The 26,936-nt window shown below is 34.3% G+C and carries 21 protein-coding genes and 1 pseudogene; 14 read left to right on the forward strand and 8 right to left on the reverse strand.

Annotated elements, in window-relative coordinates; all coding sequences use genetic code 11:
- Nucleotides 1-35 precede the first annotated feature (35 nt).
- From NST60_RS16675 to NST60_RS16695, 5 genes are all read left to right on the forward strand, one after another.
- Nucleotides 36-977 carry an ABC transporter permease subunit gene (locus NST60_RS16675; protein WP_051993973.1) on the forward strand — a complete coding sequence of 314 codons (942 nt, stop codon included), beginning with the start codon at nt 36-38 and terminating at the stop codon, nt 975-977.
- Between the two features lie 188 nt (nt 978-1,165).
- Nucleotides 1,166-2,947 carry a glycoside hydrolase family 66 protein gene (locus tag NST60_RS16680; RefSeq protein ID WP_341099502.1) on the forward strand — a complete coding sequence of 594 codons (1,782 nt, stop codon included), beginning with the start codon at nt 1,166-1,168 and terminating at the stop codon, nt 2,945-2,947.
- A gap of 430 nt (nt 2,948-3,377) precedes the next feature.
- Nucleotides 3,378-5,165, forward strand: coding sequence for a cache domain-containing sensor histidine kinase (locus tag NST60_RS16685; RefSeq protein WP_169189058.1), 1,788 nt, complete (start codon nt 3,378-3,380; stop codon nt 5,163-5,165).
- 4 nt (nt 5,166-5,169) lie between these two features.
- Nucleotides 5,170-6,717 (forward strand): response regulator, encoded by a 1,548-nt coding sequence (locus NST60_RS16690; protein ID WP_016203843.1) that lies wholly within the window; start codon nt 5,170-5,172, stop codon nt 6,715-6,717.
- 14 nt (nt 6,718-6,731) lie between these two features.
- Nucleotides 6,732-7,991: an extracellular solute-binding protein gene (locus NST60_RS16695; RefSeq protein WP_341099505.1), complete on the forward strand. Its 1,260-nt coding sequence runs from the start codon at nt 6,732-6,734 to the stop codon at nt 7,989-7,991.
- 658 nt (nt 7,992-8,649) lie between these two features.
- Here NST60_RS16695 and NST60_RS16700 read toward each other — a convergent pair.
- Nucleotides 8,650-9,801 carry a GntR family transcriptional regulator gene (locus NST60_RS16700; RefSeq protein ID WP_101729258.1) on the reverse strand — a complete coding sequence of 384 codons (1,152 nt, stop codon included), beginning with the start codon at nt 9,799-9,801 and terminating at the stop codon, nt 8,650-8,652.
- A gap of 196 nt (nt 9,802-9,997) precedes the next feature.
- Between NST60_RS16700 and NST60_RS16705 the strand changes: the two genes are divergently transcribed.
- Entirely contained in the window at nt 9,998-11,074 is a 1,077-nt protein-coding gene (locus tag NST60_RS16705; RefSeq protein WP_254416347.1) for an IS4 family transposase, read from the forward strand.
- 234 nt (nt 11,075-11,308) lie between these two features.
- Here the strand turns inward: NST60_RS16705 and NST60_RS16710 are convergent, their stop codons facing one another.
- From NST60_RS16710 to NST60_RS16730, 5 genes are all read right to left on the reverse strand, one after another.
- On the reverse strand, nt 11,309-11,518 hold the full coding sequence (locus tag NST60_RS16710) for a YozQ family protein (RefSeq protein WP_016203841.1): 210 nt from the start codon (nt 11,516-11,518) through the stop codon (nt 11,309-11,311).
- Nucleotides 11,519-11,725: 207 nt separating this feature from the next.
- Nucleotides 11,726-12,472 (reverse strand): amino acid ABC transporter ATP-binding protein, encoded by a 747-nt coding sequence (locus NST60_RS16715; protein ID WP_341099508.1) that lies wholly within the window; start codon nt 12,470-12,472, stop codon nt 11,726-11,728.
- 15 nt (nt 12,473-12,487) lie between these two features.
- On the reverse strand, nt 12,488-13,147 hold the full coding sequence (locus NST60_RS16720) for an amino acid ABC transporter permease (protein ID WP_341099509.1): 660 nt from the start codon (nt 13,145-13,147) through the stop codon (nt 12,488-12,490).
- Between the two features lie 74 nt (nt 13,148-13,221).
- The gene (locus tag NST60_RS16725) at nt 13,222-13,998 is read right to left on the reverse strand and encodes an amino acid ABC transporter substrate-binding protein (RefSeq protein WP_016203838.1); all 777 of its coding nucleotides are present in this window, start codon (nt 13,996-13,998) and stop codon (nt 13,222-13,224) included.
- Between the two features lie 419 nt (nt 13,999-14,417).
- Entirely contained in the window at nt 14,418-14,978 is a 561-nt protein-coding gene (locus NST60_RS16730) for an MEDS domain-containing protein (protein WP_016203837.1), read from the reverse strand.
- A gap of 282 nt (nt 14,979-15,260) precedes the next feature.
- Between NST60_RS16730 and NST60_RS16735 the strand changes: the two genes are divergently transcribed.
- The 4 genes from NST60_RS16735 (at nt 15,261) to NST60_RS16750 (ending at nt 19,335) form a co-directional block, all read left to right on the forward strand.
- Nucleotides 15,261-16,316 carry a sulfate ABC transporter substrate-binding protein gene (locus NST60_RS16735; RefSeq protein ID WP_254415652.1) on the forward strand — a complete coding sequence of 352 codons (1,056 nt, stop codon included), beginning with the start codon at nt 15,261-15,263 and terminating at the stop codon, nt 16,314-16,316.
- A 183-nt stretch (nt 16,317-16,499) separates the two neighbouring features.
- Nucleotides 16,500-17,345, forward strand: a complete 846-nt coding sequence (cysT, locus tag NST60_RS16740) for a sulfate ABC transporter permease subunit CysT (protein WP_341099511.1) — start codon at nt 16,500-16,502, stop codon at nt 17,343-17,345.
- A gap of 16 nt (nt 17,346-17,361) precedes the next feature.
- Entirely contained in the window at nt 17,362-18,237 is an 876-nt protein-coding gene (gene cysW, locus NST60_RS16745; RefSeq protein ID WP_016203834.1) for a sulfate ABC transporter permease subunit CysW, read from the forward strand.
- Nucleotides 18,238-18,261: 24 nt separating this feature from the next.
- Nucleotides 18,262-19,335, forward strand: a complete 1,074-nt coding sequence (locus NST60_RS16750; RefSeq protein ID WP_169189052.1) for a sulfate/molybdate ABC transporter ATP-binding protein — start codon at nt 18,262-18,264, stop codon at nt 19,333-19,335.
- 433 nt (nt 19,336-19,768) lie between these two features.
- On the opposite strand, the gene NST60_RS16755 is transcribed toward NST60_RS16750, so the two are convergent.
- Nucleotides 19,769-20,404: a hypothetical protein gene (locus NST60_RS16755; protein WP_169189051.1), complete on the reverse strand. Its 636-nt coding sequence runs from the start codon at nt 20,402-20,404 to the stop codon at nt 19,769-19,771.
- Nucleotides 20,405-20,535: 131 nt separating this feature from the next.
- Here NST60_RS16755 and NST60_RS16760 point away from each other — a divergent pair.
- Together NST60_RS16760 and NST60_RS16765 are read left to right on the forward strand one after the other, a co-directional pair.
- Nucleotides 20,536-22,260: pseudogene (locus tag NST60_RS16760) on the forward strand (ABC transporter ATP-binding protein).
- Nucleotides 22,261-22,465: 205 nt separating this feature from the next.
- Entirely contained in the window at nt 22,466-23,623 is a 1,158-nt protein-coding gene (locus NST60_RS16765; RefSeq protein ID WP_169189050.1) for a GNAT family N-acetyltransferase, read from the forward strand.
- A 132-nt stretch (nt 23,624-23,755) separates the two neighbouring features.
- On the opposite strand, the gene NST60_RS16770 is transcribed toward NST60_RS16765, so the two are convergent.
- A complete protein-coding gene (locus NST60_RS16770; RefSeq protein WP_101729254.1) occupies nt 23,756-24,082 on the reverse strand; it encodes a hypothetical protein in 327 nt (108 codons plus the stop codon).
- A 242-nt stretch (nt 24,083-24,324) separates the two neighbouring features.
- Between NST60_RS16770 and NST60_RS16775 the strand changes: the two genes are divergently transcribed.
- On the forward strand, nt 24,325-25,440 hold the full coding sequence (locus NST60_RS16775; RefSeq protein ID WP_016201461.1) for an IS4 family transposase: 1,116 nt from the start codon (nt 24,325-24,327) through the stop codon (nt 25,438-25,440).
- Nucleotides 25,441-25,723: 283 nt separating this feature from the next.
- Nucleotides 25,724-26,911 (forward strand): aminotransferase-like domain-containing protein, encoded by a 1,188-nt coding sequence (locus NST60_RS16780; protein WP_212117349.1) that lies wholly within the window; start codon nt 25,724-25,726, stop codon nt 26,909-26,911.
- Nucleotides 26,912-26,936: the final 25 nt, after the last annotated feature.

A 26,936-nucleotide genomic window follows, 5' to 3' on the forward strand; every position in this document is an offset into this window, starting at 1 on the left:
GCATACTAGAAACGTATAATCAGTGGCAGGAAAAAATGAAAAAGATAATTCCACCAGTAAAGAAAAAACTATTCGGGATGAATATGAGTGATGGGATTCTATATAAAGTAGCAACTTACTTAGTATTGATTATTTTTGGGTTTGTGTTTCTTTATCCAATAATTTATATGTTTTCTGTAAGTTTAATGTCCAATTTAGATTTAGTGGATAATAGTATTGAATGGATTCCAAGTAGCTTTTATACCTTTAACTATGAGATGACATGGAAAGCGTTAAAACTACCAGGTTCTTATTTAACAACTATTTTGTTAGCAGGAACATCGACACTATGTGTGATTATCTCATCTGCGATTATTGGTTATGGATTAGCAAGATTCGATTTTAGAGGAAAGAATTTAGTGTTTATTTTAATGATATTTACGTATATCGTACCAAAAACACTCTTTTTCATTCCAAGATTTCAAATATTTACGGAATTAGGTCTAAAAGGGAATATTGGGGCATTAGCAGTCCCTGCTTTAACAGGGCAAGGGGAACAAGCAGCACTGTTCATTCTGATATTTTTTCAGTTTTTTAGAATGATGCCGAGTGCTTTAGAAGAGGCAGCATACTTAGATGGAGCAGGCCCGATTCGAACATTTTTGACGATTGCCCTTCCAATGGTGGGTCCAGCATTTATCATTGTTGGAGTGTATGCCTTTGCACTATATTGGAATGAGACATTTTTAACATCTTTCTATTTAGATGGAAAGATGCAAACGGTACCGATTTTATTAGGAGATATTCAGGAAAGCTTTGGTCAAGTAGCTCAATCGAGTGGTGGTGGGGATTTCGACAAAAATCCAAATATGAACTTTACAGAGGCTAAGGCGTTTGCTGGTACATTAATTTCTATCCTTCCTTTAGCACTTATGTACCTTGTTGTGCAAAGATGGTTTGTAGAAAGTATTGATAAATCGGGTATTACTGGAGAATAAGCTTGCTTTATTGGAAAAGTAAGAGTGAATGAAAGAAATCAGGTGGAGAGTCTCCACCTGATTAAAATATCTCCTCATTATTATTTTGGAGAGAGATAAAAAATGGGATTCGACATCATCAAAGATCGTTAGCTGTATTGGTATTTGTGTATGAAAAAAATAATTTCGAAAGATTGGAGTCGATAGATATGGCAAGTAAAAAGACGAAGTGGACGGTTCTTATTACTTTACTATTAGCAGTGCCTACACTTATCTCTTGTAAATCAAACGCTTCTGATTCATCACTTCCTAATGTGGAGAATCCTGGTCAATGGATAACAGGGGTACATACAGATAAGGCAGTGTATACTCCAGGTGAGAAGATAACCTTTCAGCTTACCTTTCAAAAGGAAGTGGAAAAAGGCGATTTAATTATTAAATATAAGCATCTTGCAGAAGATGTGGAGGAGCAGAAGATACAATTAACGAATGCAAGCACGTATTCCTGGGAATGGGATCCAGGTAAGGATGACTATAAAGGATATATGGTTGAAGTGTTCTTGAAGGATGGAAAGAAGACGTTAGACCATCAGAATATTGCTGTAGATGTATCCACTGATTGGAGTAAATTTCCTAGATATGGATATCTTGCGGATTTTCCTTCCATGAGTGAAGAAGGACAGCAAAAGGTGATTGATAATTTAAATAGATATCATATTAATGGGCTCCAGTTCTATGATTGGCTTTATCGACATGATCAGCCTGCTAAGATAGAAAATGGAGTACTTGCAGAGGAATGGAATGATATTGCTAATCGTGTAGTTTCTAAGCAAACAATTGAAAATTATATTAAATTAGCACATGACAAAAATATGAAGGCGATGAATTATAATCTCCTTTTTGGTGCATTTGAGGGATATGAAGAAAATGGGGTAGAAAGAGAATGGGGAATCTTTAAAGATGCAGAAGGCAAGGTTCAGGATTCTCATGATCTTCCAGACTCGTGGGCTAGTGATATTTATTTAATGGATCCTTCTAATCCAGAATGGCAGGAGTATATTATAAACACCCAAAAGGATGTATTTCAACATTTAGACTTTGATGGTTGGCATGTCGATCAATTAGGGGATAGAGGAAGACTTTGGAATGGAAAAGGAGAAGAAATAGATCTTAGTAAAACCTATACGCCTCTTCTTGAAAAAGCAAAGCAAGAGCTACAAAAAGATATCGTAATGAATGCAGTTGATCAATATGCCCAAAAAGAGATTGCAGAAGCACCTATTAATTTTATGTACTCTGAAATATGGAGTGCGCCAACGTATGAATCTGTAAAAAAAGTAATTGATCAAAATGATTATTATAGTAATGGGGAGTTAAATTCTGTCCTTGCAGCTTATATGAATTATGAGCTTTCTGATTTTCAAGGAATGTTCAATACGCCAGGGATTTTAATGACGAATGCCGTTATATTTGCTGCTGGTGGATCTCATTTAGAATTAGGGGAGAATATGTTATCAAAGGAATATTTTCCGCACAAAAATTTAACAATATCCACAGAGCTGAAGGAGCAGTTAGTTCATTATTATGATTTTCTAGTAGCCTATCAAAATCTTCTTCGTGATGATGTGAAGGAAATTACAAAAATGGTGAAAAGTGAAGAGAAAGAAATAAAGAACTATCCTGCAGTAGGGTCTATTTGGAATTTCACAAAAGCAAAAGATAAGAAAGAAATATATCATTTGATTAACTTTACAGATGCAACAACACTAGAATGGAAAGATAATCAAGGAATACAGGCAGAGCCGCAAGAAATCAAGGATATTCCATTAACCATAGATGTGAAAGAAGAAATTGATAAAATATGGGTGGCATCTCCTGATATCAATCATGGCTCTGCACAAGAAATTAAATTTAAGCAAAAGGATGGAAAAGCGACAATTACCCTTCTATCATTAAAATATTGGGATATGGTTGTTGTAGAGTATAAATAAACGCCATTTCATAAGCAAAGATAGTAATGTATGACATAAAAGGTAGTTCAAAAGGGTCTAACCTCAAAAGTGATCTCCATTTGTAGTGAATTTAAGTACTTCAGTTACTACAATTGAATGGGATAATTACTTTGTGTGTTTTGACCCTTTGTTTAAGGATATGGAAGTTTTCTGAGATCTGAAGGATGTCTAGATCAACCGCCTATCAAACTTCAGGATCCACTCTTTTGCGTAAGCCAATATTGAATTGACTACGCTCTTCATGTTTGTCGATGCCCCTCCAGTTTGTACGGCGATGAGCAAGGCGCTTACGTTTTTCTTATAGGAAACCCAACTCTAACGAAAACGTTTACGAAAATAAAAGAAAACAATAAAATGTATGCGTTTTTATGATAGGATTATAGTGAAGAAAGGACGAGAGAGGGATTGTATGCTAATATACAACTGGTTAAAAGATCATTTCACCGTAAAAGTAGTTTTCACCATTTTAATCGTTGGTTTAATCCCTGCTATTTTTATTAGTTCTTTAATTTACCTATTTTCCAAAAATATGATTAAAGATAGAGTAAGAGAATCATCACAACTTATTACACAACAAGCTGCTGCTGCGCTTTCACATATTTTTACCAGTGGAACAGATCAGTTGGATCAAATATATAGCAATATTTCACTACAAGAAATGGTTATACAAGATACTGATCCAACCATTTCTTCTTTTGAAAAGACGAAAAACAATGAATATATAACATCAGTATTAAATGCTAGTATATATTCTAGTTCCTTCGTACGTGCAATCTATGTATTGAAAGAAGATGGTACAAATTGGGGGAGTGGCTCCTATTCTCCCTATAAAAGAGAACGAATAAACTTGTTAGAACAGGAGTGGGTGAAAGAGGCTACCGAAAAAGACGGAGAATCGGTTTGGAGTGGATTAACCTATGATTATTTAAGTGGTGCAGGCCAATCGAATGAGTTGTTTTTACCAGTTAGTAGGGTGATGAAAAATTTTGATACATTACAAAACATAGGATATATTCAAGTACTTATTGATGGAAGGGGTATATTGGATATACTAAATAAGTTAAAACTAGGAAATTCAGGTGTTTTTTTTGTAGTGGATGAGAAAGCAGAAAATATTACAGTAGACCCAACATTAAATCATTTGAATCAAGGTGTAACGAAGCAAGCATTATTGAAGCAAATTCAAAATGGCAATAGAGAATTTGAATTTGTGGATCATGGAGTTAAATATTATGGAATAAAAGAAAAAATAAATAATGGCTGGTTTCTTATTGGGGTTGTACCTGTACATGAGTTAACAGGTGAATTACAAAAGATTCGTGAGATTGCTTTATGGAGTAGCTTATTAATTGGTATTGTAGCCATTATTATAGGAAGTATATTGGCGAGAAAATTTGTCCAGCCGATTAGTCAGTTGACTATTCAAATGAAAAGTGCTGGGAATGGAAATTTCAACGTAAGAACAAAGGTAACTTCCAATGATGAAATAGGAATACTAAGTAAGCAATTTAATAAAATGATACAGGAAATAGAGCATTTATTACAACAAATTAAGAAAGAACAAAATCAAAAAAAAGAAGCAGAATTACGTGCGATTAAACATAGAATTCATCCTCATTTCCTATTTAATACACTAGGTACGATTCGATGGTTAATTAAATTTAACCAAAATGAAAAAGCAGATATGGCGTTATCCTCATTATTAACATTATTAGAAGTAAGCATGGGGAAAAAAGGGACCTTTATTTCTGTGAAAGAGGAATTGGAAATCGTAAAAAAATTTATGATTATTTTACAAATCCGTTACGAGCAAGAATTTCGTCTTGTTTTAGATATAGATAAGGCTACAGAAGAATTTATGATTCCAAGTATGCTGCTACAGCCTATTGTTGAAAATGCAATCTTTCATGGCATTGTCCCAACGGAGAAAGAAGGACTTGTAAGAATAACTGGGAGAGCAATAGATAATGGGGTGGAAATTATCATCTCTGATAATGGAAAGGGTTTTGATACGAAACTATTAAATGATATGGAGAATCTCTCCGAATCTAATAATAAAATACTGGGAATAGGATTTCAACATATATATGATTCTGTCAGACTTTATTTTCATCTTACTTCAAAGATTGATGTACAAAGTGGTCAAGAAGGAACAACAGTGAAATTGTTATTGCTACTACCTAGAAGGGAGGAGTAAGTAGATGCATCAAGTCGTAATCGTAGATGATGAACCGATTATTCGTTTTGGGCTAAAATCTTCTATAAAATGGGAAGAGGAAGGATTACATTTAATAGGGGATTTTTCTAATGGAAAACAAGCATTAGATGCCATTCAAAAGCACCATCAAGTAGATATACTTATTACAGATATAAAGATGCCAGTAATGGATGGGATTCATTTAATGAAACAAGCATTAGCATTATTTCCAAAATTAAAAGTAATTTTAGTTAGCAGCTATAATGATTTTGAATATATAAGAGAAGGGCTACAGTATGGAGCGATTGATTATGTACTAAAGGCAAGTCTAGAACCAGATGCTTTCTTACAAATAATAAAAAAATGTACAAAAAAGCTAAAAAAAGAAAAAGAAGAAGAGGAGGCATTAAGAATTGCCAATCAAACAAACTTGTTGCTAGAGAAAAAGAAAATGGCACAGGAAGTTAGAAAAGTATTGCTTGGGGAAACAGAAGTGAAAAAATTAACACAATTTTTCCCAGATGATAGCTCCTTTATAACTATTTATATCAAAATGAAAGATATTCAAAAGGTAGAGGAAGAGAAAGGCATCTTATATAAAAGTTTACTATTAGAAGAAATACAAGCTTTGTATTATGAAGAACATGGGAAAGGGATTCTCTTTCCAATAAGTGATGTGGAAATGTTTTATCTATGCCCAATAGAAAAAGATCCTATAGAGGTCATTCATTATTTACAAAAATTGATTACTAAAATTACAACTATTTCTTTTTATTATGGATATAGGACGATTGAGCATTTGTATGATCTCCCAATTGGTTATCAAAGAAGTTATATAGCTTGTAGCAAACATTTTTTTGAGCCTAATCAACTACAATTTTGTTATGATGACGAAATAGATGGAAAGATAAAAACAGAGAGTGTAAATTATGAAAAATTAAAGGCACTTTTATTTCCATACGAAGAAACAAAAGCAAGAAGTATTCTGGAAGAAATATTTATACACTGGAGACAACAGAAATATACACCAGATACTGTTCGAAAAGAGGCTTGTGAGATTGTTAGCATTTTATTTATGAATAAAATAGAGGTTACACAATGGATGGAACATATGGAACGGGTAAAGACCGCAGAATCCGTTCATTCCGTCATTCAAATACTATCGTCTTTTTTTGATTTATATGAAGAAATTAGTCATAGTACATGGAAAAAAACATATACGGAAAATGAATTGGTGGAAAAGGCTCTTGAATATATTCATGCGAATTTCACAAAGGAATTAACGTTGCAAATTGTTGCTTCCCATATTCATATAAGCAGAAATTATTTTAGCATTTTATTTAAACGATTAGTTCATCAAAATTTTATTGACTATGTAATTGAATTGCGTATTAAAAAGGCGAAGGGGTTGTTAAAAAATTCCACAAAAAAAATCTATGAAGTGGCAGAAGAATCTGGGTTTAATGATGTAAAATATTTTAGTAAGTTATTTAAAAAAGTAACAGGAATGTCGCCAGGAGAATATCGGATTTACAAGCAGAATGGAGGATAAAGAGGGTGCTGACAATGTTCAAAATTCGATCAGTTTTATTGTTTTTTGGAATATGTGCTTCTCTAGTAGGTTGTGATAATACATCTATTATTAATAAAAATGACGAGGTGAAACAAGGAGATAGCGGAAAAGTTCAACTTGTTGTTTGGCATACCTATAATGAAAATGAAACAAAGATTTTTGAAAATGAAATTATTCCGATATTCGAACAGAAATATCCATCTATTGAAATAAAGCCTGTAAGTCAGTCCTATAATTCCCAATTGATGTCTGCTCTTATTTCCAAGGCTTCTGCTAATAAGCCGCCAGATATTATTAGAATGGATATCACTTGGGTATCTAAGTTTGCCGATTTGCATTTGCTCTATCCAATTAATCAATTCGGGGACTTTGAACGTGTTAAAGACAACTTATATCCAGTCCCGTTACAAACTAGCTTATACCAGGGACAATACTATGGGTTACCAGTGAATACAAATACGAAAATTGCTATTTATAATAAGGAGCTATTAAAGAAATATCATATTGAAAAACTGCCAGAGACAATGGACGAATTAATGAAAATTATTGAAAAAAATCCAGTGCTTTTAGGCATGGCTGGAATGAATGCATGGCAGAGTTTACCATATTTTTATGGACTTGGTGGGAATTTATTAAATGATAGGAATACAAAGGCAACAGGTTATTTTAATAGTGAAGAAAGTATACAAGCAGTTGAAAAAATGTTAGCGCTTTATCAACAAAAAAAGCTTAACGAAAATACAATTAGTGGAAACTACGATTTGTGGGATGGGCTTTTATCAGAGAAGTACATCATGATTGACGAAGGTCCTTGGTTCTATAATGTGAATGCAAAGGAACAGATAGATTATATTATCAGTCATACGGTAGCTGCACCTTTTCCTGGAAGCAAAGATAGAAGATCTGTTTTAGGTGGAGAGGTACTTAGTATAACGAAAGGGACAGAGCATGTAGAGGAGGCGTGGGAATTTGTGAAGTGGATGACCACAGAGGAACCTCAAAAAAGGTTTTTAATGGAAGGATTACTTCCAACAAACAAAACCGTATTGAAGGATGAGATGGTGGAGGAATATCCTTATTATAAAGCGTATGTACAGAGCATCGATCAATCCTTTTTACGACCACAAATTGCAGAGTGGAGGAAAATAGAAAGCATCTATACGGAATGCTTAAAGCAAATATTTTCTGGACAAACGAATATAGAAGAGGAATTAACCAAAGCAGCAAGGAAAATGGATTTGGTATTACAGTAAATAAGTTGGAGCATGGGGAGAGATTCTTTACTACATTATTCGTTAATGCGATGAAGAATCTGTCTCCATGACCAAGTGTCTGTTTATTGAATCATTTTGGAAATATTCTTTGCTGTACTGCATTAATTTTCTACTAATCGCTTTATCCTCTCTAATAAAATATATTAATGGTCATGGCGATGCACTTGCCGGTTTTATTCCGGTGTTTAAGAATATGTATCCGTTTTTTTTTAGAGGCACACCAATTGTTAGTTGCTGCGAATATTAACAATGGTGAATTATCTATAAATGGAAAATATTCCTAAATTAAAATTTGTATGTTTTCTGAACTTCGTATTGCGCTCTATTGTTAATACAGGTTGGGGGTAGGATGACTTATTAAGGGAGTAGTGGGACAGGTGAGAATTCAAAGAAGCTCACCTCCCAATCCGTGGAAAAGTAGGAGCAATCTATAAAATAAAAAGCTTTATCCCTTTTTATTAGTGTAAGACTAAGTGATGTAAGCAATGTAAATAGCTTTGGCAGGCTGTCGATAAACGCAAGCTTCTCCAAAGGCTTCATGCATTGAAAGATAACCGTTCTAGATCATCCTGAAAATTTGTGTTCTTTTAGTTTAACTCCACTCAATGTAAATAACTTTGTAACTTTGCCGCAAGAGTTAATTCCTTTTTTTTGAAATAAAGGTGGTGGAAATCCCCAATTTTAAGCGTCCATTTAGAACTTTTTTTATTATTTTTTCAGGAGATTGAATTTGTTGTAAAACTTGTTTAACGGCTGCTTCCCCCATCTCATATTGTTGCTGTTCAATATGAGTAAATGCAACATCTTCTTTACTAAATAGATTTGCTGGATAGTCAAAGCAACAAATAGAAAGTTCATTAGGGATGTTCTTATCTATCTGCTGACAAGCCTGTTTTATTAGCTGTGCAATATTATATTCTGCTGCTACAATTGCCGTCATTTGAGGCTGACTTTGAATAAAATTCATTATTTTCTTTTGATCAGATTTTATTGATTCGTAATAATTTGGAATAACAGATTGGATGAAACTTTGTTGTAAAGCCTGATCCATTTTGACTTGATTAGCCGCATGTGCCTGAATATATCCTTGAATCCTCTCCTTTACACTAGAGACAAGATTCGTAGATGTTAGAATACCAATATTTTTATGCCCAAGTTCCATAAGATAAGAAGTTAATTTCTCTGCTGCTTCGATATTATTAGAAGTAATGCACGAAATAGGTAAGTTATTTAGTGTTCGATCAATCACAATTATAGGGAATTTTTTTGCTGCTAAGTCTAAAATAGTTGGAGCAAGAAATTGGGATGATGATGGCAATAAAATAATGCCATCAATGTCAGATTGAATGAATTCTCGGATTATTTCATCTTCTTTTTTTTCATTACCCATTGTTTTTTTTAAGATAATATTTACTCCAGGAGGGCAATGATCAAGTATGCCATTAAGTATGTTTGTTCCAAATGTATCATCTAAGTTCGTCACAATTAAACCGATTGTGAATTTATGTAATTCTAATTTTTGTGTGTTTGTTATTTTTCCTTTATTGGAAATAACAATAGTCCCCTCTTTCGGCTTTCTAGAAAGGTATCCTTGATTTTTTAATTCATTTAATGCACGTTTGATCGTTATACTACTAACGTTAAATTGAGACGCTAATTCTGATTCAGATGGAAGTTTTTCATTTAGTTTCCATTCCTTTTTTATAATTTGCTTTTCAAGTTTTTCATAAACTATTTGATAAAGAGGCTTTTTCATAATTTCACCTGTTTCTTCATAAATGTTATACATACCGATAAATACCCACTAGCGTCGCATTAAAATAACTTTTTAATAAACAATAGATTGTTTTTTCTGTCAATTCATTTCTCCATAAAAAAATCCTTTATAATGGTTTGGTGGTAGTAACCTATCCAAATCCAAAAATAAAGGAAATCGCATGGATAAGTTTACACGAAAAACATCATTTGAACAATGACTTTCACCCATTTCCAATAATCTTTTTGAGGAACAAGTGAAAACCTATCAATTAAATTACTATACTAAGAAGCTTCATATGACTTCCTTTTTGAAATTACTACTGTACGCACAACTCCATGAAACAGAGAGCTTGCGTGCTTTAAGTGATTGTGTATTTTCGGAAGAATTACAGAACACAACCCAACTTGATTCCATTAGTTTTTCTCAACTGGGTAGACGATTAAATCGGGTTCCAACTAAGTTTTTTCAAACCATTTTTCTTGATTTAGTCACGCAAATTCACGAAAAGACTGATTTTCAAGCGAGAAGAAAAACGACAACTCCACTCAAAATCATTGATTCAAGTACATTGCCATTGAATTTGAACAATCATAAGTGGGCAAAATTCCGGAAAACAAAATCTGGTGTGAAGCTCCACCTTCGCCTTGTGTTTATGGAAAAAGGATGTTCTTATCCAGACCAATCTGTGCTTACGAATGCAAACGAACATGACCGTGGTCAGCTTGAAGTACTTGTCGATGACAAAGAATGCATGTATGTGTTTGACCGTGGATACTTGGATTATGAACGATTCGATCGCATGACAGATGAAGGCTATTTCTTCGTTTCCCGTTTGAGAAAAAATGCTGTTGTACGTAAACTTGAAACATTTTCGTTACCAGAAGATTCTTCAGTTTTATCAGATGAAATGGTCGTCATTGGAACGACACAAAATCGTTCTGAAAATGAATTTCGTTTGATCAAAGTACTAGATTCAAAAGGCAATCAGCTACATTTATTAACGAATCGCTTTGATTTAAGTGCAGATGAAATCGCTGAACTTTACAAATCACGCTGGGCCATTGAATTGTTTTTCAAATGGATGAAACAACATTTGAATATCAAAAAATTCTATGGCCAGAGTGAACAGGCTGTACATAACCAAGTGTATATTGCCATGATCGTGTACTGTTTGAATGTACTGGCTCAGCTGAACACGGGAAGTAAGCGAACGTACTTACAAATTAGTCGCTATTTAAAAGCAGCTTTATGGAAGTCGGCTCGCGTTTGGTTGCGAAAAATAGAAGGCAATACAGTCCCATAAGGATCTCAAAGCCTCTGTCACACTTGTCAATGGTTATAGTAAAAAAATGGATGTTTGCTACCTCTACTTGAGCATCTTTCTTTTTACTCAAAATTGGACAAAATGAAAAACTGAAAATTCATTCAATATTTATGCGACTCTAGTGGTTTAATCTGCTTATTTAAAATCAAAATAAATAACATACAAGGGACTATTTTCATTGCAATGAAAATAGTCTCTTGTATGTTTTAGAACTTATTTATTTTTTCTTTTTTTACCTATTTCAATATCTTCCCCATCGGCATCATCAATTACTGCACCAATTTCTCCTTCTGTATATGTATCGCTAGCTTGCTCATGCGTCGTTGCTAATCCAGAAGAAAGTTGGTCGTTTTTTTCATAATCACTAGGATTAAATACACGACCGGCTACATCGGTGTTTTGATTAGAATTCTTTTTTTTCAATGGAAACACTCCTTTTTCGTAATAAGTTCTTCAGATGTATTTTTTTCTAAATGATAACAAATTACTCATGGAATTTTAGTTTTGCTGAAAATTAAATAAGCGATGATTTAATCTTGCTATTAAAAAGGATACTTTTTTAAAATTTATTTTCCTTTAATTTTAAGCAAAAAAAGAGCTTGTGAATAGCACAGTTCTTGTAATAGATACTTATTTTAAATTCCGACTCAGAAAAGCTTTCGTACGTGCAGATTGAGGATTTGTAAAGAAGCTGCTTGGAGGACCGGACTCCTCAATTACCCCGTTGTCCATAAAAATGACTTTGTTTGCTACTTCCTTGGCAAATCCCATTTCGTGGGTGACGACAATCATGGTCATTTTTTCTTTTGCTAAATCTTTCATCACTGCTAAGACTTCCCCTGTTAGTTCGGGATCTAATGCGGATGTAGGTTCATCAAAGAGTAAAATTTCCGGTTCCATCATTAATGCACGGGCAATAGCGACACGTTGTTTTTGCCCCCCTGACAGTTTTGCTGGATAGACATTTGCAAAATTAGAAAGACCGATTTTTTCAAGTGTTTTTATGCTTCTTTCTTGAATGGTAGCAGCTGATTCCTTCTTGACCAATTTCGGGGCCAGCTCTATATTTTCTTTTACAGTAAGATGTGGAAAGAGATTGAAATGCTGAAAAACCATCCCCATCTTTGTTGTAATTTGCTTGATTTTTTGGGCTTGTGAGTAGTGCCCGTATTTAACTAGGTCTTCTCCACAAACACGAATGCTCCCCCCATCTATCTTTTCTAGATCGACAAGACAACGGAGCATTGTGCTTTTTCCAGAACCAGATGGTCCAATGACAGCAATGACATCATTGGTATTGACATCAAAGGTAATCTGCTTTAATACTTCAATCGTGTCAAATGACTTCTTGATATTCTCTATTTCAATGATTGCCATGAGTATCCGTCCTTCTTATTCATATTTAAATCTGCGCTCTAGCCATTTAAATAGCGCTGTTAATAGCAGGGTCATGATTAAATAAATAATGCCCGCAACGAAAAATGGCACAATTGTAAAATCGCGGTTTACAGCAGTTTGTGCAAAGTGCAATAATTCTGGTACAGCAACAGCATAGAGTAGGGCAGTATCCTTTACTAATGTAACAGATTCATTTGCCACAGCAGGTAGTGCAATGCGAAACATTTGTGGCAGCACAACACGAGTCGTTGTTTGCCATCTATTTAAGCCAAGAACTTGAGAGGCTTCATATTGACCTTTATCGATAGCCAATAATCCTCCACGGAAAATTTCTGCGAAATAAGCTGCATAATTTAAAATAAAACCTAAAGATGCAGCGACAAAGCGATCTAATACTAAATATTCCCCAATTCCCGGAATCATCGGTAAACCAAAGCAGATAAATAATAATTGTAGCAAAAGCGGTGTCCCGCGCATTACATAAACGTAACAGCTTGCCAGCCACGTAATTGGCTTAATACTGCTTCTAATAGCGAGAGTTAATAGGAAACCTAATGGAATAGATACTACAATCGCAATCAGGAATAAGAGAACGGTTGCTTGTGCACCTTCCAACATTGGTTTCAGTATGGATAATATATAATCTAACGACATTTTTATTCCTCCAACAAAACAAAACAGGCTTTCGGAAAGAAATCCTGTTTTGTTTACGATTCATTTGCTAAATCTTACTGTAATACTTTATTTTCACCAAACCATTTTTCTGAGATGTCAGCGGCTGTACCATCTTCATTCATTTTATCAAGTGCTCTTTGAAGCTTCTCCAATAAAGCTTCATTGCCCTTTTTGACACCAATTCCATATTCTTCTGGAGCAAGTGATTCATTAAGTACTTTAAAGGAATCTTGTTCTTTCGTCATATAATAATCAATAACAATTTCATCAATAACAACAGCATCTAAACGACCGGATTTTAAATCATTTAATGCTAATACATTATCAGAGAACTCCGTAACTTCTTTAATTTTAGATTTGATTGAACTGTTATCTAATGCATCTGATGCAGAGGAAAGCGATTGAAGACCTACAACCTTTCCTTCTAAATCATCTAATTTCGTAATCGGTGAATTAGCTAATGTAACAACAACTTGTGCGTTTTTTAAATAAGGCTTTGTGAAAAGGACCTTTTCTTTACGCTCATCTGTAATCGTATAACCATTCCAAATTAAGTCAATTCGACCACTGCTTAGTTCAGATTCTTTTGTTTTCCAATCGATTGGCTGAAATTGAACAGACATATTCATTTTTTCAGCTGCCGCTTTCGCATAATCAATATCAAAACCGACAATCTCATTATTGTCATCCCTAAATCCCATTGGAGCAAATTTATCATCAATACCAATGATTAATGTATCTTCTTTTTTGTCTTTAGAATTGTTGGAACAAGCTGCAAAAACGAAAAATACTGATGCTAAAATAACTAAATTAATTGCTAAACGTTTCATGTTGAAAAGCCACCTTTATGAATTGTTAGTTATATTTCCAGAAGATAAATCTATTAAAATAACGGAAAAATCCTTTAGTTCGATAATATGTTAGAGTGATAAACCAATGAATAGAATTTACCATATTAAAAAAGGAATTGTCAATAAAATATTTTAGTATATTAGTATGATAAAGGATTTTGGCAGAAAAATAAGCTAATAACAGAGGGAATTTTCGGAATGAGTACTTTTTAAAGGGAAAGGATGTTTATTATCCTTAATTTATGTGATTCCTGCGGGAAGTGAGGGAAAAGGGAGGTCAATAGGCGAAGCCGAGGAGGTTTAGTGATTAATGCTAAAAAACAATAAAGCATTAAACACTTAGCCACCGTAAAAAGAACTTTCTATAATGCATAAGGTTTTATTCTTGCAGTAAATGGTTATTCTGGTATGTATTTTTGTGAAAAAACAAGTTTTTCTTTTTTCAAAATATAAGGATGAGTTTCTAATAAAATAGTTTCCAAAGTACTTGGCATTTTCCGTTCTCCATATGCGCATATCAACGGAAAGGAAATTTCGTTGACAGCGTTATCTACTACTCTTTCGAAATCTCCAATTAAATGGAAGGGTTCATCCATTGTTGCCCATTCTACATGTGCCCATGATCGAAAGGTGATATTTTGATTAATATAAGGTTGAACGGTTTTATTAAAGTAATCTGTAATTGCTGGTGGATGATAGCTCCCACTGGAAAAATAAAAATCTAAACTATTTACGTAATGTAATTGCTTCAATTGGATGGGGGTCAATCGAGCTTTTAATTGTTCTGAAATCTTTTTGAAGTTTCTGTCATTATCAATAAGGACTACGTACTCCCCTGCTTCTATTCCAGCATAGATAAAGCCGAGAACTTCCTCCATATAACTTTGCATGCCGGTGTAGAAGAATAAAACATGTAATTTCTCTTTCCCCTCAAAAAATAGCTGCTTTTTATTTTCCAAATATACACCTCTTCTTTTAATAATAATTTCATTATAGAGGATTTATAAGAGAAGATAACTAATAAAATATGAAATAAAAGGAGGAAATAATTTGTTATAAGAAAAAACTTTTTAATTCCTAGTTGACTTATAAGATAAATGAGTATAAATTAATAATAATAAATTTATTAAAAATACTTAATATTCCGAGTTGGAAGAAAGCTGATCAGAAAAACTGAAGGCTACTACCGTATTATAATGACGGTAGTAGCCTTTTTTTATAAAAAGAGGGGGAACCATTCAATGAAAAAAGAAGTAAAATCGTTATTTAAAATTTCTACTATTCTACTAACAGTATCATTAATACTTTCTGGATGCAGTGATTCCAAAAGCAGTGGTGCTAATTCGGATGCTTCATCGATAGAACTTTTGAATGTTTCATATGATCCTACGAGAGAACTTTATCAAGAATATAATGAGGCATTCGCGAAATATTGGAAAGAAAAAAAGGGACAGGATGTGACGGTTCAACAGTCACATGGAGGATCTGGAAAACAAGCGCGGGCGGTCATTGATGGAATCGAAGCAGATGTTGTTACACTAGCTTTGGCAGGAGATATTGATGCGATTGTAAAAGAAAGAGAAGGCATCATTCCAGAAGATTGGCAAACAAAATTTGAGAATAATTCTACCCCTTATACGTCAACTATTGTATTCCTTGTAAGAAAGGGTAATCCCAAAAATATTAAGGATTGGAATGACCTTATTAAAGAAGACATCTCAGTTGTCACTCCTAATCCTAAAACCTCTGGTGGTGCAAGATGGAACTATCTAGCCGCATGGGCTTATGCTGCTAAACAGTATAATGGCGATGAGGAGAAAATCAAAGAATTTATTAAAGGACTATTTCAAAATGTGGAAGTTCTCGATTCGGGTGCACGCGACTCCACTAATACATTTGTTCAGAGAGGGATAGGAGATGTATTAATAGCTTGGGAAAATGAAGCTTATTTAGCAATTGATGAATTAGGAAAAGATAACTTTGAAATAGTTAGTCCCTCATTAAGTATATTGGCGGAACCACCAGTAGCTGTAGTAGAAGGGATTACAGAGAAAAAAGGCACTACAGAAGTGGCTAAAGAATATCTTCAATATTTGTATAGTGAGGTAGGGCAGGAAATTGCAGCGGAAAATTACTATCGACCAAGAGATCCAGAAGTATTAAAAAAATATGCAGATCAATTTGAAGATATTGAATTAGTTACGATTGACGATGACTTCGGTGGCTGGACAGAAGCGCAAGAAAAACATTTTAGTGATGGGGGAACATTTGACCAAATCTATATTCCTTCTAATTAATTTGTAAAGAAAAGTAGTATTAAAACATTGCTGATTATTTCTATTAGGTAAAAAACATATTTTTCAAATCATCATTCCCATTTAACTATACTTAAGCGGGAATGATGATTTGCTGTTAAACAACATAAAAAGCAGTCTATCAATATTAACTATGGCTGTTTTCAAGCTTACAGAGGTGATGAGATGAGTAATGGAAGGAAACAAAAACGAGGTTTTAAAAAAAATAATGTTCTTCCTGGTTTTGGACTGTCCTTAGGATATACGATGCTATACCTAAGTATCTTGGTAATATTGCCATTAACCATGATCTTTTTTAATACGTCAAAAATAGGATGGACAAGATTTTGGGATACGGTTTTAGACCCAAGAGTAGTTGCCTCCTATAAATTAAGTTTTGGAGCGTCTTTCACTGCTGCCTTAATAAATGTAGTGTTCGGTGTATTACTTGCATGGGTATTAGTTCGCTATTCCTTTCCAGGTAAAAGGATTGTTGATGGGTTAGTTGATTTACCTTTTGCTCTTCCAACAGCAGTTGCAGGAATTGCATTAACAACTCTCTATGCGCCAAACGGATGGATAGGTAGTCTCCTTGGATTTAAGGTAGCCTTTACTCCTATTGGAGTAACCATTGCCTTAACTTTTATCGGCTTGCCCTTTGTTGTCCGGATGGTTCAACCCGTTCTGCAAAATCTGGAAAAAGAGATAGAAGAAGCGTCAGCAAGTCTTGGGGCAACTAGACTTCAAACATTTATTAAAGTAATTATTCCAGAGTTACTACCAGCAATTCTTGCAGGTTTTACACTGGCATTTGCTCGATCGTTAGGAGAGTATGGTTCTGTTGTTTTTATTGCCGGAAACATGCCGATGAAAACAGAAATTACGCCATTATTAATTATTACGAAACTCGAACAGTATGACTACGCAGGTGCTACTGCAATTGCATCTGTCATGTTATTTATCTCTTTTGTCTTACTTTTCTGTATAAATCTATTACAGTGGTGGACAAATCGAAATATGACTACGAACTAAGAAAGGAGGAGTTATTATGGCGGGAAACGTACCATTACAGCAAATCTCAGCACCTATTCAAACTAATTCAAGTACTTCGGAGCCAAAATGGCTACGCTTTGTTTTAATAAGCATTGCGCTTATATTCTTAGGTATATTTCTATTACTACCTTTAATCACCATTTTTATACAAGCATTTGACCAAGGCGTAAAGGTCTATCTTGCAGCTATAACAGAACCTGATGCTTTAGCTGCAATAAAGCTTACTTTATTGGTAGCAGTGATTGCTGTGCCGTTAAATGCGATTTTTGGAGTTGCTGCAGCATGGGCTGTATCAAAGTTCCAATTTAAAGGAAAGAATCTATTAATTACATTAATTGATCTACCTTTTGCCGTTTCGCCAGTTATAGCTGGATTAGTATTTGTGTTGCTTTTTAGTACACACGGTTTATTCGGAGAATGGCTTTTTGCTCATAATATAAAAATTATCTTTGCAGTTCCAGGGATTGTATTAGCTACAGTTTTTGTTACCCTGCCATTTGTTGCGAGAGAATTAATTCCTTTAATGCAAGCACAAGGAACATCGGAAGAGGAGGCATCTCTTACACTTGGTGCAGGAGGATGGAAAACATTTTGGTATGTGACATTACCGAATATAAAATGGGGTCTTTTATATGGAGTCATTTTATGTAATGCAAGAGCAATCGGAGAATTTGGAGCTGTTTCTGTCGTGTCAGGCCATATTCGTGGATTGACAAATACGATGCCTCTGCACATTGAGATCTTATATGGCGAGTACCGTTTTGCAGCTGCATTCGCAGTCGCCACACTTATGTCTATATTAGCAATTATTACCTTAATTATTAAAAGCTTACTAGAGTGGAAGACCAAAAAACAGCTTATGAATAACTAGTCATATGAGAGGAGGAAATAGGAGATGAGTATTTTAATAAAAGATGTTTCCAAAACATTTGGTTCTTTCCAAGCATTAAAGGATATAAATTTAGAAATTAATACAGGGGAATTAGTTGCATTACTAGGTCCTTCAGGGTCCGGAAAAACCTCTCTATTAAGAATTATTGCTGGATTGGAGACCGCAGATCAAGGAGTCATTTACTTTGGAGAAAATAATATGACGGAAATAAGCACAAAAGAACGAAATGTTGGGTTTGTGTTTCAGCATTATGCTCTTTTTCGTCATATGACAGTCTTTGAAAATATTGCATATGGGTTAAAGGTAAGACCAAGAAAAACTCGCCCTTCTAAGCAAGATATAGAATCAAAGGTAAATGAATTATTACGTTTAGTCAAACTAGAGGAACTGAAAAATCGCTTTCCTTCTCAGCTATCTGGAGGCCAAAAACAACGTGTTGCATTAGCAAGAGCATTAGCAGTAGAACCTAAAGTTCTCTTGTTGGATGAACCATTTGGGGCATTGGATGCGAAAGTTAGAAAGGATTTAAGACGATGGTTAAGACGACTACATGATGAATTTCATATTACGAGTGTATTTGTAACACATGACCAAGAAGAGGCACTGGATGTTGCCGATCGAATAGTCGTCATGAATGAAGGGAAAATTGAACAAATTGGTTCACCAGAAGAGGTATATGAACACCCAAACAGTCCATTCGTATATGACTTTCTCGGTAATGTAAATTTGTTTTATGGAAGGCTTGAAAACGGAAAGCTTCATCAAGGAGAAAGTATTTTTTCTGTTCCAGAATGGAAGCATGAAAAGAACAAGCAAGCAGTAGGATATGTTCGTCCCCATGATATTCATATTAGTAAAGAAGCACTAGGGGAAGATTCAATTTTAGCAACCATAAATCATATTCATATTGTAGGTCCGATTGTCCATTTAGAATTAAAGAGACAGGATTCTGATGAATATTTAGAAGCGGAAATTACAAAAGAAAACTTTCGTATTCTATCATTAAAGCAAAAAGAACAGGTTTATATAAAGCCAAACCAATTGAAGATATTTATTCCAGAAGATTATTCTATTTGAATAAAAATACGCTTTTTACTATGCTGTTATGCAGCATAGTTTTTTTCTGAGAATTAAAATTAATATGGTTTTGGAGAATGGCAATAATGATAGGAGAGGAAGGACTAGTTAGTTTTAGAGCCTTCCTCAATAGGAGTGTCTTTTGGAAAGGGCGTTTTCTAAAGGATTGTTGTTTTTTCAATCGAAAAAAATAATTAGTTGGAAAAATGGAGCAGCCGGAATACACGAAGACGCCACGGGGATTAGCGAGACAGTCTGAGACACCGGAGGAGAAGCTGAGGAGGCTCATCAGCGCGAGCCCCACGGAAAGCGAAGTGTATTCCGGCTGCGGGTAATCGCAACAAACTTTACGAAAAAAGCCTTTGGAAAATATAAAATCATGAAGATTGAAGATATTTGTAGAAGAAAAAAAGAAAGATGGATGAGAATGAGATTATCGACAGTTTTTCCATTTTAAAAAATATAGAATCGTGAAAACAAGAAATGTTACGCCAAAGATAACAAATATACTCATAAGTAATCTTTCCATAATAAATTTTAAATAAGGATTAGAACAAATCCATAAAAAGATATACATAAGAATGCCTGGAAGGATAGTATATAGAATTAACCTTGGATTAGATATTAAAGAAAGAAAAGTGTCCTTATAAGTTATTTTCCTTTTTTTATACGTAATCAGTTCATCGTTAGCTTTGTCATCAACATCTTTTTGGAACTGTTCTTCTGCCCACTGTTTGGCTAGTTTATTTATTTCAGCAGGTGTGTAATCTTGGTTAAAAAACGCTGCTTTTCTTTCTATCTGCTTTTTATATTTGCTATGTAGTCTTTCCATATGTCCTTCATCCAACAGTTTATTCTTTATTTGGATGGAAAAAGACTGATAAGGATCTTTCCTTTTTTTATATAAATAAACAAAACCAGCAACAAAACTAATTGGTAACCCCAAAATAATGATCGCTAAAAGATATAGTGGGCGTTTTTGAAGCTTGAAAAACGTTCGCTGAATATGGTCGCTAAATTCAATGAACATAGATTCTCTATTTCTATGAATGGGTGTTTCAGTATTCAAATATTTTTTTCCTCCTTTCTTTAAATTACATTATTCCGACCTGTATAGTATATTTTATTTGTAGAATACTAAAAAATCAATATATTTTGAAAGAAAAAAGTAAATTAGTAAATACATAGAAGGTGAAATAGGTGAACAGTATATTAAAGGTTGATAATTTAAAAGTTTCTTTTCTTACTCAGAATCAGGAATTTGAGGCAGTTAAAGGAGTAAGCTTTGAAGTGAAAAAGGGGGAAACGTTAGGAATAGTTGGTGAGTCAGGTAGTGGGAAAAGTGTCACAGCCCGTTCTATCATGAGACTCCTTCCTTCGCCACCTTCTTTGATGAAGGACGGCGTCATTACCTTTTTGGGAGAAAATCTTGCTGAGAAATCGGAAAAAGAAATGGAGCATATTCGTGGGAAAGAGATTGGCATGATCTTTCAAGATCCGATGACCTCCTTAAATCCGACAATTAGAATTGGTAAACAAATAGCAGAAGGTCTATCCAAACATCAAAAATTATCAAAAACAGAAGCGAAAAAACAAGCATTAGAATTGTTACGTTTAGTAGGAATCCGAGATGAGAAGGAACGCTATAATCAATATCCACATGAATTCTCGGGAGGAATGAGACAAAGGGTAATGATTGCGATTGCCCTTGCATGTCGTCCCACTTTATTAATTGCCGATGAGCCAACGACCGCATTAGATGTAACGATTCAAGCTCAAATCCTGGCTTTAATGAAGAATATGCAGAAACGGTTTGGTACATCCATTATTTTAATCACCCATGATTTAGGGGTTGTTGCAGGTATGTGTGATAATGTCGTAGTGATGAAAGATGGTGAAGTAGTCGAGTCTGGAACAACAGAAGAAATATTTGAAAAGCCTAAACATCCCTATACAAAAAAACTTTTACATGCTCTGCCAAGGCTTGACGAAAAGAAAAAAATAAAGCCAGCTCCTATTCATCTGCCAATCGAACAGGATCAGCCAATTCTTGAGGTGAATTCATTAAACAAACACTTTACTATTGGAAAAGGAGGTACTTTAAAAGCAGTAGATGATGTTAGTTTCGATATCCGAGCAGGAGAAACATTAGGCTTGGTTGGGGAGTCAGGTTCAGGAAAATCCACAACAGGGCGATCCATTTTACGATTACATGAACCGACGAGTGGTGAAATATTATATCAAGGAATTCCCGTTCATCGATTAAAGAAAAGTGAATTGAAAATGCTCCGTCGTCACATGCAAATTATCTTTCAAGATCCATATGCCAGTCTTAATCCAAGGTTCAAGATAGTAGATATCATTGGGCAAGCACTAGATATCCATCAATTATATAAAAATCCTACAGAACGTTTAAAAAGAGTAGAAGAATTATTGAATATGGTCGGATTGGATCCTTCTCATGCCTTTAGATAGCCCCATGAATTTTCAGGTGGGCAACGGCAGAGAATTGGCATCGCGAGAGCGAACCGTCTTTTATCGTTTGTGATGAACCCTTATCAGCGTTAGATGTTTCTATTCAAGCACCAAATTGTAAAGCTTTTAGAGGATTTGCAGCATAAACTGGGCTTGACGTATTTATTTATTGCCCATGATTTATCGATGGTAAAACATATTAGTGATCGAGTAGCTGTTATGTATGCTGGGAAGATAGTTGAAATTGCAGAAAGTGAAGAATTGTACGCGAATCCACAGCATGCTTATACGAAAGAACTATTAGCAGCAATTCCTATTCCAGATCCTAAAGTGGAAAAGAATAAAAACAGGAATATTACGGAAGGTAATCTTGGTGAAGATAAATATCAAGTAAACAATACAAGGCTTGTAGAAGTATCAAAAGATCATTGGGTAGCAATGCCTATTTAGAAATTATTAGGGGATAGGTAAATATTTAACTTAGCAATATCCTATCCCTAATATAAAAATGCAAGATGTATTTTTGTACTTTCCATTCCCTTAGTATTGTTGGAAATTTAGTAATTAGTTATAATAAGCGAGAAGATAAGGAAGATTTCTATTGTTAAAAAACTGATTATTTTGATTTTTTAAACAAACGGGGAGGGAGAAGGGAATGAGTATATATCAAATAGTACTATTTGACTTAGATGGTACGCTTTCAGATCCTAAAGAAGGAATTACGAAGTCGGTTCAGTATGCATTGCAAAAATTAGGGCAAGAAGAATCGGATTTAGCCAAGTTAGAAAGGTTTATTGGACCACCACTCCAAGAATCATTTTCTACATATTATGGTTTTAATCAAGATATCACGAATCAAGCAATAGCCTTATACAGAGAGAGATTTAAGCAATTAGGAATGTTTGAAAATAAATTATACTCAAATATAACCACCTTGCTTGACTCCTTGAGAGAAAAAGGCTGCATTTTAATTGTAGCAACTTCTAAACCAACTGTTTTTGCAGAAGAAATTCTGAAATATTTTCAAATAGAAAGGTATTTTGCTCATATTATTGGCAGTAATCTGGATGGTACTAGATCATCCAAAACAGAAATTATTCAATACATATTAGCGTTGTATCCAGCATATCAACATCGTGATTTTGTGATGATAGGGGACCGAGAGCATGATATTATTGGGGCAAATAATACAGGAATTGATTCTATAGGTGTTACATATGGATACGGCACATACGAAGAGTTAAATCACGTAAATGCAACATTCATAGTAGAAAGTATTAATCAATTAAAAGAAATTTTAATAGATAGAAAGAGAAAGGAGCGAATAAGCCTTGTGACAGAGGAAGAGGCTCCGATTGTACATAAATTAATGCTAGAAGCATTTGAAGATTATCGTTATATTGAGGTACCTTCCAGTGCATTGACAGAACCAGTCGACAAATTAATAAATGCTCTTAAAAGTGGAACGGAGCAAGCTATTATCTATTGGTTAGATGATATCCCCTACGGTTCCTCCCGTTTGCAGCTAAAAGATGATTCTCTTTATTTTTCCAGACTTTCGGTAATTCCTTCAGCAAGAGGGAAAGGGATAGCAAAAGCGATGCTAGCTTGGATGGAGGAATATGCATTGTTAAACAGAAAGCAGAAAGTAGAATGTAAAGTAAGAGCAAATATTCCGAAAAATATTGAATTATATGAAAAATTAGGTTTTGTTATTACAAAAGAAGAAACAGCTGCTAATCCAAATGGAATGGCAGTGAAAGCAGTCTATATGGAGAAACTTGTAGAAAGGGTAATCTCTATGAGAATTTGAGTAAAGTTCTTCAATTGATAGGGAGTTACATCAACAATTGTGAAAACGGTCTGATAGTGACATTCAGACCGTTTTCCTTTTTTATATCACTAAGCTAGGGTCATGAAAATAAACGATTTTTGTCTATTTGTATTAACCGATCCAGTATATAGCTAATCCTGCTGTAATTATGGTAACCAGTATCAGTAGTAGAAAAGGAATATTTGGGAACAAACTTACGATGGATAAAATAATAACTATAACTATTAACGTCACTATCAATGAAAAGAGCAAACCTTTCCATACTGGGTCTATTTCTATATAGGCAGATATATAAGCAATTAAAAAGAGAATTATAGCATAAGCAAAATTTGTTAATAGATATTGTTCGGGAAGAAGAAAAAATAATCCAAATAATATAAGGATAAATAAATTTTGTTGACCTTTTTTTCTTCTAAGATTTTCTAGCCACATTTTCATAAGATACCTCTTTTTATCTTCTATTTTATTTTTTTATTGAAATACCCTCTTTTTATTCAGCTGCATCAAAAGGCATATTCTTATCTATTTATTATAATAAATCACTAGTGTTGCATTAATTTATTTTTACTATTAAAAATACTCAAAATGTTCAATTTTATTATTTTATGCAAAGAAAAAGTCCTTTATAATGGATAAGTCAGGTGGTAACCCGTCCAAATCCACTAAAAAAGGACCAACTCATGGACAAGATTACACGAAAAACTTCATTTGGACAATGGTTTTCACCAATAAATCTTCAACTTTTTGAAGAAACCGTGAAAACGTTGAAATTAGATTACTATACGAAAAAACTAAAAACAGACTCATTTCTAAAATTACTCCTTTTTGCACAGCTACAAGAAGTCGAAAGTTTGCATGAGCTAAGCGATTGTCTTTTCGACGACCAACTACAAAAAGGCATTGATCTTGATTCAATCAGTATTTCTCAGCTCTCACGCCGATTAAACGGTATAAATCCAGATTTATTTCAAAGGCTTTTCCTTGATTTAGTCGCACAAATTCATGCAAAAACACATTATACAAAGCTTATTATGCCGTTAAAAATCATTGATTCAAGCACATTGCCACTTAATTTGACCAATCATAAATGGGCAAAGTTCCGCAAAACAAAAGCGGGTGTCAAGTTGCATTTGAGACTTGTGTTTATGGAAAAAGGGAGTTCCTATCCTGAAAAGGCTGTTTTAACAACGGCAAAAGAACATGATCGTGGTCAGCTTGAAATCATGGTTGATGATAAAGAATGCATGTATGTGTTTGACCGTGGCTACCTAGATTACGAGCGCTTTGACCGAATGACAGATGATGGTTACTTTTTTCTTTCAAGGCTACGGAAAAACGCAGTCATACGGGAAGTTTATAATTTTAAACTACCCGAGAATTCAGCTGTTTTGTCAGATCAAATGGTGTTGATTGGTACGACTCAAAACCGTGCTGAAAATTACTTTCGTCTTCTAAAAGTGATGGATTCAAAAGGAAATGAACTGCATTTAATTACCAATCGTTTTGATTTGAGTGCCGAAGAAATTTCAGAGATGTACAAATCACGGTGGGCAATTGAGTTGTTCTTTAAATGGATCAAACAGCATCTCAGCATCAAAAAGTTCTACGGTCAAAGTGAATGGGCGATTCAAAACCAAGTGTTTATCGCACTGATTGTTTTTTGCCTACATGTTCTCGTACAACTTGAAACAAGAAGTAAGCGAAAAACCTTACAAATTAGCCGTTATTTAAGGGCTGCATTGTGGAAACCAGCCCATATCTGGCTTCGAAAGATTGAAGGGAAAGCCATCCCTTAATAAGCAAATTGTTGTTGTCGCACAAGTCTAATTGTAAAAAAAACCCAAATGGATGGAGCCACCTTTGAATAGGTATTTACCTTTTTGGCTCTAAACAAGGAGGATAATCAGACTGAAAATTGCGACAATATTTATGCAACACTAGTGATAATAAATACAAAAAAAATCTGAAGTAACTATAATCTTAAATGTCAAAAATATATTCAAAAGCAAAATGTTAAACTATAATGAATATACTGAATATTCTAGTCTGAATAGTAAATAGATAGAAGGGGGAAGAAGTATGAATTACAAATATGCCAACCGAATAGAAAGAGTAAAACCATCAGCTATTAGAGAACTATTAAAGTTAGGGGCAGATCCATCTATTATTTCATTTGGTGGTGGATATCCAGACCCTGAAATTTTTCCAATAGAAAAATTACGAAAAGTGTATGATCAGGTTTTACAGGAAGAGGGAAGATTAGCACTTCAATATACTGGTACAGAAGGATTAATGGCGTTAAGAGAGAAGTTAGTGAATCGGGTAAAGCAGATTGGTATCAGCTGTTGTGTCGATAACCTTTTTATAATTCAAGGAGGTCAACAAGGGTTAGACCTTGCAGCGAAAGCTTTTATTGACAAAGGAGATATCATTATAACGGAAAATCCAACTTTTTTAGGTGCACTTGCTGCATTTAATCCATATGAGCCAGAATATGTAGGTGTATCTATGGATGAAGATGGTATGCGAATGGACGAGCTGGAAGCAGCTTTACAGAAGCATCCAAATGTGAAACTCATTTATACAGTTCCTGAATTTCAGAATCCAACTGGAGTGACAATGAGCTTGGAGCGAAGAAAGACATTAGTGGAATTAGCGAATAAGCATAATGTTGTCATTGTCGAAGACAGTCCGTATCGTGAAATACGTTATGAAGGGGAAGATTTACCATCTATTAAAAGTTTCGACACGGAAGGAAGAGTCATTCATATTGGTAGTTTTTCTAAAATCCTTAGCCCAGGATTACGTCTTGGCTGGTTAATTGCTGACCGTGCTTTAGCGGAGAAACTAAGTTTATTAAAAATGGCTTCCGATACGCAAAATTCAACCTTAAATATGTATGCAGTGAACCGGTTTATGGATATGTATGATTTAGATGAACATATCGTACATATTCGCGAAACATATAAACATAAAAAAGAGTTGATGTTTCAAACTTTACACGAAGCTTTTCCAAAGAGTGTAGCCTATACAAATCCTCAAGGTGGATTGTTTACATGGCTTACCTTTCCACAGCATATTGATACCAAAATCTTGATGCAGGAACGTAGTTTGCCTATCGCGAAAGTGGGCTATGTTCCAGGAGAAAGCTTCTTCCCTAATATTCAAGAGAAAAATCATTGTCGAATTAATTATTCCTATATGTCAGAAAAGAATATTATTAGAGGTATTACAAATTTAGGGAAGTTAGTGCAAGAAATATGTTAGGTGTACTTTTTTGATTTACAAAAAA

This window comes from Niallia sp. FSL W8-1348 (assembly GCF_038006745.1).
Classification (GTDB): Bacteria; Bacillota; Bacilli; order Bacillales; family Cytobacillaceae; genus Niallia; species Niallia alba.

What these genes read in the sequence shown, in the direction of transcription:
- NST60_RS16675 (WP_051993973.1), top strand. Translation starts at nt 36, where the DNA reads ATGAAAAAGATAATTCCACCAGTAAAGAAAAAACTATTCGGGATGAAT.
- NST60_RS16680 (WP_341099502.1), top strand. Translation starts at nt 1,166, where the DNA reads ATGGCAAGTAAAAAGACGAAGTGGACGGTTCTTATTACTTTACTATTA.
- NST60_RS16685 (WP_169189058.1), top strand. Translation starts at nt 3,378, where the DNA reads ATGCTAATATACAACTGGTTAAAAGATCATTTCACCGTAAAAGTAGTT.
- NST60_RS16690 (WP_016203843.1), top strand. Translation starts at nt 5,170, where the DNA reads ATGCATCAAGTCGTAATCGTAGATGATGAACCGATTATTCGTTTTGGG.
- NST60_RS16695 (WP_341099505.1), top strand. Translation starts at nt 6,732, where the DNA reads ATGTTCAAAATTCGATCAGTTTTATTGTTTTTTGGAATATGTGCTTCT.
- NST60_RS16700 (WP_101729258.1), bottom strand. Translation starts at nt 9,801, where the DNA reads ATGTATAACATTTATGAAGAAACAGGTGAAATTATGAAAAAGCCTCTT.
- NST60_RS16715 (WP_341099508.1), bottom strand. Translation starts at nt 12,472, where the DNA reads ATGGCAATCATTGAAATAGAGAATATCAAGAAGTCATTTGACACGATT.
- NST60_RS16720 (WP_341099509.1), bottom strand. Translation starts at nt 13,147, where the DNA reads ATGTCGTTAGATTATATATTATCCATACTGAAACCAATGTTGGAAGGT.
- NST60_RS16725 (WP_016203838.1), bottom strand. Translation starts at nt 13,998, where the DNA reads ATGAAACGTTTAGCAATTAATTTAGTTATTTTAGCATCAGTATTTTTC.
- NST60_RS16735 (WP_254415652.1), top strand. Translation starts at nt 15,261, where the DNA reads ATGAAAAAAGAAGTAAAATCGTTATTTAAAATTTCTACTATTCTACTA.
- cysT (WP_341099511.1), top strand. Translation starts at nt 16,500, where the DNA reads ATGAGTAATGGAAGGAAACAAAAACGAGGTTTTAAAAAAAATAATGTT.
- cysW (WP_016203834.1), top strand. Translation starts at nt 17,362, where the DNA reads ATGGCGGGAAACGTACCATTACAGCAAATCTCAGCACCTATTCAAACT.
- NST60_RS16750 (WP_169189052.1), top strand. Translation starts at nt 18,262, where the DNA reads ATGAGTATTTTAATAAAAGATGTTTCCAAAACATTTGGTTCTTTCCAA.
- NST60_RS16765 (WP_169189050.1), top strand. Translation starts at nt 22,466, where the DNA reads ATGAGTATATATCAAATAGTACTATTTGACTTAGATGGTACGCTTTCA.
- NST60_RS16770 (WP_101729254.1), bottom strand. Translation starts at nt 24,082, where the DNA reads ATGAAAATGTGGCTAGAAAATCTTAGAAGAAAAAAAGGTCAACAAAAT.
- NST60_RS16775 (WP_016201461.1), top strand. Translation starts at nt 24,325, where the DNA reads ATGGACAAGATTACACGAAAAACTTCATTTGGACAATGGTTTTCACCA.
- NST60_RS16780 (WP_212117349.1), top strand. Translation starts at nt 25,724, where the DNA reads ATGAATTACAAATATGCCAACCGAATAGAAAGAGTAAAACCATCAGCT.